We start from the raw sequence: 12144 nt of genomic DNA, 5'->3' as shown, positions 1-12144 counted from the left end.
TATCCTTAAGAAGGCGGGGCTGTGCGTGTGAAAAAACGTGCAATGCCACCCGCTCCTGCCGCCAGACATATCCCGAGCAGCATTTGTACAATCACCTTTACGAAATTGGCACTGTACTCTGTCCAAGTATGCTCAGCAAAGTGGGCAGCCTCTTGATTTGTAAGCATGATTAATAGTTTGATAAATTCAGGAATACTATTCACGAGCAGCATAATTCCAGAAATTCCAAGTCCGATATGAAGGCAAGTGCGCAATATCGGATTCGCTCCATGGGTATGACTACGGAGTGGCATCAAATGATCTTCACTGTTCGATCGGGTGCCCGCCGATTCAATCGGCGGCTCTAGGCGAAGCTTGGCTGGAGCTAACGCTTGAGACAAGCGATATGCCAAGCACCATAGCAAAATGCCACAAATAAGCGGGACTACAATCGGCAATAGCAAAAAAAGTAAACTGCTATATGCAACATTTCCGTTTCCAATATCCATATAAATAATGCCAGAGATCAGCCTCACCACATCTGCCGCATTCTTCGCCATCTCCAATAAGGAGGTTGCGATCAAATAGAGAGCACCGAGTCGAACAGCCACAAAGGCTAAAGATCGAGCATTCAATCCAACTTCCCTCCATTTCTGAGCATGGTTCAACATGATCTATTATACAAGAAGTTAGGCATATAATGGTATATTAATTATGTCTTTCTGCCGGTATACGTATGGAAACCGACGTTCCTATGCCAAGCCCGCTAATTATCGCAACTCCATACTCCGTTCCAAAATGCAGCTTAATCCGCTGATTCACATTTCGAATCCCGTAACCTGTGTTCACATGATCGATTCCGTCAAAAATGTCGTGGATGCGCTGCGTCGTCATGCCAACCCCATCGTCAATAATCCGGAACAGCAGCTCTTCTCCATCCTTCTGCGCTACAATGCGAATATGAATCCGATCCCCGCACCAAGCATGCTCCAACACATTTTCAATAAAGGGCTGAATGATCAGCTTCACCGTACTGAATGGCCATACAGCAGGATCAATATCGAACATCACACTAAGGCGATCTCCATATTTGATTTTCTGAATATCGACATAAGCCTGCGCCTGCTCAATTTCCTTATGTACAGGGATCATCAGCTTGCCATTATTAAGCGACAACCGGTAAAACTTTGCGAGCCCCAGAACCATTTGCTGCAGCTTCTCGTTATCTCCGAATTTCGCAAGTCGGTTAATAGAAGACAGTGTGTTATATAAAAAGTGCGGGTTGATTTGCGATTGAAGCATCTCCAGCTCTGCTTCTTTCTTCTGGAGCTGTGTCAAATATACTTCTTTAATGAGAGACTCCACGTTCTCGCCCATACTATTCAATGCCGTCGCAATCTGCGAGAACTCATCCTTCCCTCGATACGAAATGCGCTTATGCAGATCCCCTTCACGGAAAGCATTGAGCACAGACACGAACTTCGTAATCCGAATGGAGAAATATCTCGAAATAAATACGCCGGCAAATGACAAGACAACAAAGCAAATGAAGCAAATAAAAATAACGAATAACCGAACCTTCATGGAATCCTGCTGAATGATCGCAAGAGGAACATGAGCTACCAGTTGCCAGGCTTGCTTTCCAATCGTCTCTTGAATCGTCAAATAGTTGCTTTCAATATCGGCTTTATCATTCGGCAGTTTGCCAGACTGATACATGGTTTCCCCATGCTCGTCCATTAGATAGATTACGCTGCCATTCCCGATCTTTGAATAATTGATACTGTCAAATAGCTCCGAAATTGCAACATTAATACGTAAAAAGCCGACTTCTTGAAGCTTAAGAGGATTATTCGTATCTACAAGCCGGCGCAGCAGGGAAATGCGGCTATTCTCCTCATCGCGCTCAATTTGGCTCCATTTCATCGTGACACTGTACTTCTCGGGCGGGAAACTCTTATACCATTCCTTATCCGTAATTCGATTCAGATGATAAATATCATAAGGCCAGTTGTAATCAGAAGGATTCTCTTTCCCAAATGAACTGTGATAGATCTCATGAATCGATTCATTACGCAAAAATACAGATACCCACAGCTTCATCCCTGTTGACGCTGATGCTGCTTCTATCTTTGGAACCACATATTTTGTCGTCCGATCGAAATTCTCCCAGCCTTCCTCATAGCTGCGCAAGTACCGATATAACTCATAATCACCGTACAATATAGTAGATATGCGGATTAAATCCTGCATTTTATATTCAATATTATCGCGAATTTGCAACAGTGTACCTTGTATATTCGTCCGCGTATGCTTCCGAATGGACTGATCATACATCGAGTGCGATACGAGTCCAATCACAAGCACAGGGATGATGATGAAGAGCATATAGGTCAGCATGAGTTTGTAGCCAATCGGCAAGTATCGAAATTTCGCTCGCTGCTCGTTCATGAACATCTCCCCTGTCACGTTTCACGTTTGCGATATTCCATCGGTGTCATGCCATACGCTTCCTTGAATTGTCTGCTGAAGTATGGAAGGTACCGATACCCCACTTGATTGGCTATTTCATAAATTTTGATGGATGGTTCATGCAGCAGTTCACGGGCCCTTTCCATTCGGAGCTGTATGAGCACTTCACTGAACGATTTCCCTGTCTCTTCCTTGAACATATACCCCAAGTAATTCGGAGAGAAGGAGAATTGATTCGCCACGTCCTTCAACGTAATATTGTCATTCATTTTATCTTTCATCATCTGAATCATTTCCCGAATAAGCCGGTTGTTCTTCGAAGTAGCTTTGCTGCGCAAATATTCAGAAATTTCGAAGGTCTTCCTTACAAGCCAAGATCGAATATCGCTCACCGTATCAAATTGAAGCAGAATGTCCAGACTGTGGAGCTCCATACCCAGTATCTCGAATAAACTTTCATCATTTCCCTTCAATTGCTGATCCAGCTTCCAAATGATAAACATTGCCAAATTATGTATCGTATACTTTGAACGGAGCATTGTGACGGACTGAAACAGCTTCTCGAGCTCATCATAAATGAGAACAAGCTCATAGTCACTCATCGCCGTGAAGAGAGCTTCCATACGGATATCAAGATTCCGGGCATCGATCATTTCCGGATCTCGATTCACGGATTCATACATGATGAGTTGGCCCTTGCCGATGAACATCTTGCTGTCCACCGCCTCCAATGCTTGCTTGTAGGATGCCTGAAGCTCATCGAGTCCGAATGCCGGACCTCCAACTCCTATCGTCGTCGAAACGGTTATTCTGGCGTAAATCGATTTTGCGGATTCCTTTGTAAATACGTCCATGCCGTGATCTTCCAGCAAAAATACAAAGCGATGTGCTGACACCTTGCAGCAATGAGGCAGCCCCAAAGCATAGCCAATCTCATTGACTTCATAAATAAAGTTTTTCGTTACCCCTTGATCTTGAGCTGTATCATGCTGCGGCCAGCTCCAATCATCTAATTCAATGATGGCAGCTCGAACAGGCCATGCTAGGCGATCCAATCCATAAGACACAATAAGCTTATGCATGCCCTCCTCATGGATACCGTCCCAATCTCCTTCAAATAAGCGAAGCAGGAGGTTGTTCTTGGCCATCGGAATCATATGCTGGAACGCTTCCGCTGCATCGCGCCGCTTCCGTTCAACATCCAGCTCATCTTTTACTTTTTGCAAATTTGTTATCAGTTCGTTGTCATCCATAGGCTTCAAGATGTAGCTGCACGCTTTTAACGACAATGCTTGCTTGACGTAGCCGAAGTCCTGGTAACCGCTTACAAAAATGATCCGTATATCCGGCTTTTTTTCGATAGCTGTCCGCGCCAGCTCCAATCCAGACATATTTGGCATGTTCACATCGCTAACGATAATGTCTATCGGGTATTTCTCCAATACATTGCATGCTGCAAATGCATTATTCACAGCGTCGACGACTTCCATGCCAAGATCGCTCCAAGGAATAAACTGCTTCAACCCTTCCAGATCCAACATCTCATCGTCTACTAACAGTACGTTATACATGAATGCCCCCTTAGACACACACTGGATTTCTCTCTCTCCTAAATTATAACAATACACAACCCTAAGTATAACAATTCATTTCTACATTTAACAGACAAATAATAGCGGTTACATTATGTATGTCCTTCTAACGATCCAACAGGTGCACACTGCAGTATTCATAAAAAAGAAGGCCTGCGATCAACGCAAGCCTTCTTTCCTTAATTCGTCGAACCGAATTATTCTAACCTTTATCTCCCCATCGCTTTCTTATTCTCGTTCCATACCTTTGCAACATGGTCTAGGAGCTCTTGAAGTCCCAGCTTCATCGAGTCATCATGTGCTTTATCCAATATAGCCAGCACTTCTTCGTCCGTCTTGCCATACATTGCCTTTGCTCTTGCTGTTGTCCAAATATCTCTTACACTTTGTCTAATTGTTCCTTCTTTGCTGTCCGGAAGCGGCTCCCAATTCAAAAATTCAGTGTAGTCCGCTTGCGTGCCCCAAGTTATTTCCATCTGCCAGCGAGTGTTAAAGTCGATTTGGTCTGGGGACAATTGAGACAGCATTTGCTTCTTTGTATTGTCCATGTATACCGTGTTGCCTACCCATACCAGGTTACCAGCTACACCATTAATATCTGCAAGCGGGCCTGGATCGTTCAAATATTTATCCTTATTGAAGATCGGAGTAACACCATCTGCTTCAAATCCATTCCAATAGCCGTCTGGTCCTGGAGGGCCCCAGTTCTCAACCATGGATGCCTCTGGACCAGTCATCCAGTCGAGCATCGCGAAGATCGCTTCGGGATTTTTTGCATTTTTCGTTATAAGCGCTACGTTCCAGCCTAACTGATTGTAAGTGCCTGGGTAAATTTTGCTGCGATCCAAACCTGCCTTTGCGATAGGCTGGATGAACTCGTATCCGCCATCTGGATCTTTCTTCTTCAACTCCGCATCGGCTGCACTAATATACTTGAATGGATCTGGACCCGCAATGACTGCGAACTTTCCATTCATTGCTTTCTCTTTAATTTGATCTTCTGTTTGTGTATTCGCATCCTGCGTCATCAGCTTTTCACGCATCAGCTTCGCGACAAAGAGTGCAGATTCACGGAACGGTTCGTCTTTATAAATGGACACAATCTTATCGCCATCCGGTACTCCATAAAATCTTGTAAAGGTCAGATTGCCTTCCTTGAAGCTGGAATAGATCTGATCAACACCATGGCCTTCTTTAGCCAAGCCTGTTTCGAATGGAATGACATCCGGATACTTTGCCTTAACCGCTTTCAAATAATTATACAAATCATCCGTTGTATTCAATGGAGGCGAGCCCAGGTCCTTATAAATGCGCTTGTTGATCGCGTAGCCTGCATTTCCGTTTGGCTGCGTCGTATAGTAGTTCGGAAGCTGATAGAGCTTGCCGTCTGGAGAACGAAGCATGCCAAGATGATCTTTCGTTAAGTATTTCTTGAAGTTCGGATACTTATCGATATATTCATCCAAAGGAACCAGCATATCCGCTTCGCGCAGACGCTCTACGTCTGCACCGCGGTCAGTCCAAATGATGTCTGGCAATTCATTGCCGGCGATCATCGTCTGCAGCTTTTGAGCCGCATTACCGCCAGAACTGATAGCCTTCACCGAAATTTTCTTATTGTCTTGAATCCATTTCGAAGCCGGATCCTTGCCCCACTTCGGCATATCATACCAGCCGTAGTTTCCGAAGAACGTAACCTCAAGAGGCTCCTTGCCCAGTTCGTACACATCACTCTTAGATGCTTCACTATTGCTGTTTTCCGTTCCTTCACCTTGCTTAGCCGGCTCGTTCGCTTGTGGTGTATTGCCACCGCTGCTGCAGCCTACCATCATAGTGAACACCATAAAGACCGACAACACGCTCAGAAGAAGTTTTCTCTTGTTCTTCACTGGTTCTTTTCCCCTTTCAATTTGTAAGTTCTAATCTATGTTTAAAGCAGTGAATGCTCTAAACGCGGATGACATCAGAGCGGATCCGACTATTCCTTAAGCGAACCAACCAATACACCCTTAACAAAATACTTCTGCAGGAACGGGTACACACATACAATTGGGATCGTTGCTACCATAATCGTCGCCATCGTCAACGATTTGGATGTAATGCTCTTTGCTGCATTGAGGCGCGCTAATGAGCTAGAATCCAGATTAGAAATTTGCTCGGAAGCAATATTGGAAAATAGAATCTGTCTCAGTACCGTTTGGATCGGCATCAAATTCTCGTCCATGATATAAATGCTCGCTACGAACCATTCATTCCAGTGCGCAACTGCGGTGAACAATGCCAATGTCGCGACTACCGGTCCCGATAGCGGCAGTACAATTCGGAAATAAGTGCCCCAGTTCCCGCAGCCATCAATCTTCGCAGATTCCTCAAGACCTTGCGGAAGCCCCTGGAAGAAGGTGCGGAATATAATCATGTTCCATACACTAATCAGCGCAGGAATGATGAATACCCAGAAAGAGTTGAACAATCCAAGCCCACGAATAAGCATGTAAGTCGGGATTAACCCGCCACCGAAATACATCGTGATAATACACATGATCATGTAATATTTGCGACCCATCAGTTCACGCTTTGACATGCCGTACGCAAAAATCGAGGTACACAATATGGCAGATACTGTACCGATCACCGTGCGCAGTGCCGCAACGACGAATCCATTCATAAGTCTTGCATCTTCGAACACAATTCTATAGTTCTCCAGAGAGAACTGGCGCGGCCAAAATGTAATTCCGCCCTTAGATGTATCCATTCCGTCATTGAAGGATATAACAAGCGAGTTCCAGAACGGATAAAAAGCTGAAAAGGCCAGCAGGATAAGAAATACATAGATGAAAACCGTTAAAATTCGGTCTGCTAAGCTATCACGAATCATCGATTACGTCCTCCCCTAATAGAGTCATTCATCACCATAAGCTATTGCCTGTTCTTCTTGCGATAAAGTTGGCAAATGTAACACTTACGAGAGCCTTGAACAGACCAATTGCCGTTGCATAGGAGTACCTGTAATTATCGATACCGACACGTACGACATAGACATCAAGTGAATCTGACACTTCCCGTAGGGCCGGGTTAGAAGCCAAAATCATAATATCCTCAAAGCCTGCATTCATCAGATTGCCAATAGCCAGGATCATAAAGATAATAACAACCGGCATAATGCATGGGAGTGTAATTAAATAAATCTGTTTAAGTCGGCTCGCACCATCAATAGCGGCCGCTTCATACAGATGCGGATCAATACCCGCAATGGCTGCCAAGTACACAATCGAAGCAAAGCCGATTTCCTTCCATACATTCGTTGTGACGAGAATTGTCCAGAAATATTCCGTCATCGACAGGAAGTTGATTGGCTCATCAATGAACCTCAGCTTTTCCAGCAGCATGTTCACGCTTCCATTATCAACCGAGAGCATGGACGTAACCATCGATCCGATTACGACCCAAGACAGGAAGTGAGGCAGATAAGTAACCGTCTGAATGATGCGCTTGAACGCTATCTTGCGCACCTCATTTAACATAAGAGCAAGAATGATTGGCGCAGGGAAGCCGAAGATGAACTTCAAAAAGCTGATAATAATCGTATTGCGCATGACAGGGTAGAACTCAGGTGCGTTGAAGAAGTAAATAAAGTGCTTCAACCCAACCCAATTATTATTCAATAAGTTAGAGCCCATCTTGTAATCTTGAAACGCAATGAGCACACCATACATTGGAATGTATGAAAAGATAAAGATTAGCGCAAGTGCAGGCAGTACCATTAGTTGAATATCTATTTGCATAAAAAAGCGCTTAAAGGCACTTTTCTGATGCTTATCGAGACTCAAGCCCACTGATGGTTCCGTCGCATCGGATGTTTTCGCCATTCATGAATCCCTCCTAGTATCATGTTTGTCCCGGAATGCAAAGCGATTAAATGAAGCAAGCGCGATCCTGTTCTTATCTCCTGTCTGATTACCATCAATTGTATAAGAAGAGCGCTTTCACGAATATATGACAAAGCAACGATTATTGATACTTTTCCATGTTTTTTCACCTTGAAGTAAAAAAGAGTGACCTAACGCAATTCCTTGCGAAGGACACTCCCTATGGATAAACCGTTTCGTTGCTTACAAAAGCAAGGACTTAGTTTGTCCGAACTCTATCCGTCAATGCTTCTGCAGGACATGTGCGGCAGCTGCCTTGCAGCATTTGCTCGCTCACATTCCCGAAAGCATCGATCGCCTGCACGGTAATCAAGTACTCACGATCTGGTTCCAACCCTGGAATCTCAAGACGAAGCTTTTCGGGAACAGGGTACTTATAATACTCAGAGTATGCAAAATACTCGACAGCTGCATCTGCTGCATGAGGCTTAAATGAAATTCGATAAGAATGTACAAGCTCATTATCTATCGCTTGATCGAAAATAATGACGGTCGAATTCGATGTTGTACAGTCTGCTTCTACAAGAAGAACCGCATGCGGCGGGAAGGTCGGTGCTTCTGCATCTCGAATATTGGTATAGATGAAGGAAGATCGAGAGGCCGGCTGAGGTACGACCCATGTATCTCCAAGCTCCCGTTCATACACGAAATCAAGCCTATGAATAGCAACGCGATCCTCATACACCTCAACAAGGCAGCCTTGACTGAAATACTCGCCCCTTAACGGCAAGTTTCCCTGCAGCTTGCCATGCTCCACTTCCATATAGCTTAGCGAGGCTGTTCCAACGGAAGTAAAATCCTTCTGATGGATGCTGCGCGGATCTTGAAGCGGATAGTGAGAATGTCCAGAGAATGTGATCACCTGCGGATAGGGGCGCAATGCCTTCATCAGAGGTTCAATGTTGTCCAAGATGCCCCAATCCTCACTGCCGTAAACCGTGTCCTTCAAGTGTTGGTGCAAGAATATAAAAATGGGCCGATCTGATGAATCTGCTGCAGCCATTTGCAGCTGTTCGCGAAGCCATGCAATTTGTTCCAACGAAAAGTATCCTGATGTAACTTTGTCCTCCGTCGCCAACACGATGAAATGATAGCCCTTTATCACCTCATGAAAATATAATGAAGGCATTTCCGTTTTCGCTAGAAAGCGTGCCTGCGCCTCCTCGATCGGAAGTCCATTCCAATAGTCGTGGTTGCCAATCGCAATGAGCGGCTTTGCTTCTGGAAGTTTGTGCTTGTAAAAAACCTCCATATTGCGATCATATTCTTCTTCTAGTCCGTTGTTTGTCAAGTCACCTACGATCACGAATGCATCCTGATGAGGCGCCCTCGCATTCAACTGCAACATCGCACGTTCGAACTTAACAACACTTTCTTCACCAGATGGGTCGATATGTACGTCACTAATTACGGGAAAAACGAGTGTAGGCTGTGTCTGTGCTGACATCATTCGATCATCTCCCTTGTCCTATTCATTCCATGTAATCGATTCGAACGACATAAAGAATGGATAACTCTCCCTTAGTCTATTCCCTTTTTCGCTAGATGACCAGCAAGAATTGGAGGTTCAATTATTTTGTAAAATGTTAAGCTATCTTAACTCGTCAAAAATACCATATTTCGCTATAATATAGTTCTACATAAAGAAGATGCCACCATTGTCAACCATATCGTAAGGATGTGTGAATGCCATTGTTAGCCATTGAACGCCGAAAACGCATCATGCAGCACCTGTACAAAGACGGCAGAGTCCTCGTCGCAGAGCTCAGCAAGCAGTTTCGAGTAACCGAAGAGACAGTGCGAAGAGACCTGGGTCGCATGGAGAAGGAAGGGCTCCTGCTTAGAACGCATGGGGGGGCTTTTTTAGCAGAGACTTCCGTTAGCTCCGAGGTCCCTGTATGGGTGCGCGAGGACTGTTATTTATCGGAGAAGAAGTGGATCGGAACAAAATGCGCTAAACTTATCCGTAACGGGGATACGATTATGCTCGACTCCAGTACAACTTCACTTCACATTGCCAAGATCATAAAAACACATAAACAATTGACCGTCATCACGAACTCGCTTAACGTCCTCATGGAGCTGGCGGATGCCGAGGATATCAGATTAATCAGCACAGGCGGCACGCTTCGTCGCCGCTCGCTATCCTATTCTGGCCACGCTGCTGCCAAATCTCTTTCCCGATACACTGCCGACAAAGCCTTTCTTTCCTGCTCCGGCATCGATCTGAAGCATGGAGTAACCGATGCCAATGAGGATGAAGCCGAAATGCGCAAAATTATGCTCCAGCATGCGAAACAAACGATACTAGTTGCAGATATAACGAAATGCGAGAAAATCGGTTTAATCAAAATCGCTGATTTATCCAGCTTCCAAATGCTCGTTACCAATTGTCCATTGCCTGCCCAATGGAAGGAAGAGCTGTCGACTCAATCCATCGCTATCGATGATGAGTGCGACCCTAACAAGCAATATGCTGCTGCTTGTCGCAGCAAAAAAGAGGACAAAAAACCTTTGCCACTATCATAGTATCCATACATACTTGATTTGCCCTAGCCTATTAGTCCATCATGAAACGATTGACCAGTATGTCACGTATGGTAATCGCTGCGGGGGATAAATCATCCCCCTGTTTCCATATAAGCCCATGCGTCAAATATTGCTCCCGTAACGGCAGGCATTCCAAATCCCCTTGCTCTACCTCCTCCCACACTGCGCTGTATGGAAGCAGTGCCATTCCCAAACCAAGCTTAATCGTCTGCTTCATCATCTCTATGCTGTGGAAGGTACTGTATTGAATCGGGTTGAGCCCGCGCTCCTGCAACAGTTCGAATGCCATAGTCTGATATGCGCATTGCGGCCCAAACCCAATTACCCTGACCGTCTCAAACGCTTCCCACCCTTGCTTATCCCATTGCGATCGCATATCCATTGAAACTACCCATACCATACGCTCTCGAACAAGAGGTACGAACTCCACCCCTTCCATCTGCGGTCGGCAAGGCACAATTCCAAGCTCGCACTCCCCTTTAAGCACCCGATGGCATGTATCATCCATGAAACCTGGAATCAGCTGAAGCTTAATGCCAGGGTGCTTCCGAAATATAGATTTTAGCATTGCCGGCATTCTCGTCGTGCAAAACGATTCCAATATACTTATTGCAACCTCCCCTACAAGCTGATGCCCTTCCAGCAATTCTTCTCTTAGTTCTGAATTAAGCTGCTGCCAACGCTCCATGTACTTCATGAATATAGCTCCGGCCTCTGTCAATTCCACACCGCGGGGCAAACGATGAAATAAGGCATGTCCTACTATTTTCTCTACCGACTGAACGTGTGAGGTCACAGTGGACTGCACATAACCAAGCTGCTCGGCAGCTTGACTGATGTTCCTCGCTTGTGCAACTGCCCATACCGTTGCAATCTGGCGCCCATCTAATTTATCCAGCATCATATTTACTCCTTCTTTTAGTCAATTCCAATTTGATCGTATCCATGCAATTTCGATTGTATATTAGATATTTCATTTCCCGATATATTATATCGAAATTATTCGTATTACAAATACCTGTATTCATTATACAATAGTTTTCAGACATCGATGCAGAAGTAGTTTGGAAGCGCGCGTCCTAACAAGAACCGAGGAAGGATGTTGCTGTATGGATCAATCAACTGTAAAACAAACATCGAATCGATCAGATTATAATCGTAACTATTTCATGAACATAAAAATGTATTTTACCGCAGGAATCGGTGGAGCTTTAGCCATATTGCTGCTGGCTGTACTTGAAAAATGGAGCAATTGGCCCTATCTGATGGCACCATTTGGAGCATCCTGTGTCATTCTCTTCGCATTGCCGGACAGTCCGCTAGCACAGCCGCGCAATGTCGTGGGCGGACATCTCATCAGTTCCCTCGTCGGATTTATCATTGGCTCAAGTTGTGGCGTGCATCCGTGGAGCTTAGCGCTTGCTATCGGTCTTGCCATAATCCTGATGCAGTGGACGCATACCGTTCACCCGCCTGCGGGCGCAGATCCGCTGCTTATGATGATGACGGGTGCTTCGTGGTCATTTCTGCTGCTCCCCGTAGGAATCGGAGCTGTAATCTTGGTGCTGGCAGCTTGGGCTTACCATCGTGCACGCGGATTTCATTATCCGAAGCGATGGCTCTAA

At 45.1% G+C, this 12144-nt stretch carries 10 protein-coding genes; 2 read left to right on the top strand and 8 right to left on the bottom strand.

The window, feature by feature from the left end; genetic code table 11:
• Positions 1-5 precede the first annotated feature (5 nt).
• The 7 genes from PAV_RS12340 to PAV_RS12310 all read right to left on the bottom strand — a co-directional run bounded on the left by PAV_RS12340 (position 6) and on the right by PAV_RS12310 (position 9419).
• Entirely contained in the window at positions 6-614 is a 609-nt protein-coding gene (locus PAV_RS12340) for a hypothetical protein (RefSeq protein WP_005546578.1), read from the bottom strand.
• Between the two features lie 73 nt (positions 615-687).
• Positions 688-2430, bottom strand: coding sequence for a sensor histidine kinase (locus tag PAV_RS12335; RefSeq protein WP_005546576.1), 1743 nt, complete (start codon positions 2428-2430; stop codon positions 688-690).
• Positions 2431-2444: 14 nt separating this feature from the next.
• On the bottom strand, positions 2445-4022 hold the full coding sequence (locus PAV_RS12330) for a response regulator transcription factor (RefSeq protein ID WP_005546574.1): 1578 nt from the start codon (positions 4020-4022) through the stop codon (positions 2445-2447).
• A 230-nt stretch (positions 4023-4252) separates the two neighbouring features.
• The gene (locus tag PAV_RS12325) at positions 4253-5932 is read right to left on the bottom strand and encodes an extracellular solute-binding protein (protein ID WP_005546572.1); all 1680 of its coding nucleotides are present in this window, start codon (positions 5930-5932) and stop codon (positions 4253-4255) included.
• A gap of 89 nt (positions 5933-6021) precedes the next feature.
• A complete protein-coding gene (locus tag PAV_RS12320; RefSeq protein WP_005546570.1) occupies positions 6022-6918 on the bottom strand; it encodes a carbohydrate ABC transporter permease in 897 nt (298 codons plus the stop codon).
• Positions 6919-6949: 31 nt separating this feature from the next.
• Positions 6950-7909: an ABC transporter permease gene (locus PAV_RS37865; RefSeq protein WP_005546567.1), complete on the bottom strand. Its 960-nt coding sequence runs from the start codon at positions 7907-7909 to the stop codon at positions 6950-6952.
• A 259-nt stretch (positions 7910-8168) separates the two neighbouring features.
• Positions 8169-9419, bottom strand: a complete 1251-nt coding sequence (locus tag PAV_RS12310; protein WP_005546565.1) for a metallophosphoesterase — start codon at positions 9417-9419, stop codon at positions 8169-8171.
• Between the two features lie 236 nt (positions 9420-9655).
• Between PAV_RS12310 and PAV_RS12305 the strand changes: the two genes are divergently transcribed.
• A complete protein-coding gene (locus tag PAV_RS12305) occupies positions 9656-10498 on the top strand; it encodes a DeoR/GlpR family DNA-binding transcription regulator (protein WP_005546563.1) in 843 nt (280 codons plus the stop codon).
• Positions 10499-10529: 31 nt separating this feature from the next.
• Here the strand turns inward: PAV_RS12305 and PAV_RS12300 are convergent, their stop codons facing one another.
• Positions 10530-11420 (bottom strand): LysR family transcriptional regulator, encoded by an 891-nt coding sequence (locus tag PAV_RS12300; protein ID WP_005546560.1) that lies wholly within the window; start codon positions 11418-11420, stop codon positions 10530-10532.
• A 208-nt stretch (positions 11421-11628) separates the two neighbouring features.
• Between PAV_RS12300 and PAV_RS12295 the strand changes: the two genes are divergently transcribed.
• Entirely contained in the window at positions 11629-12144 is a 516-nt protein-coding gene (locus tag PAV_RS12295) for an HPP family protein (protein WP_005546558.1), read from the top strand.

Origin of the sequence: Paenibacillus alvei DSM 29, from assembly GCF_000293805.1 — a bacterium.
Taxonomy (GTDB): Bacteria; Bacillota; Bacilli; order Paenibacillales; family Paenibacillaceae; genus Paenibacillus_B; species Paenibacillus_B alvei.
Note: the sequence above shows the minus strand (reverse complement) of the source record. Positions and strands in the feature narration are given on the sequence as shown.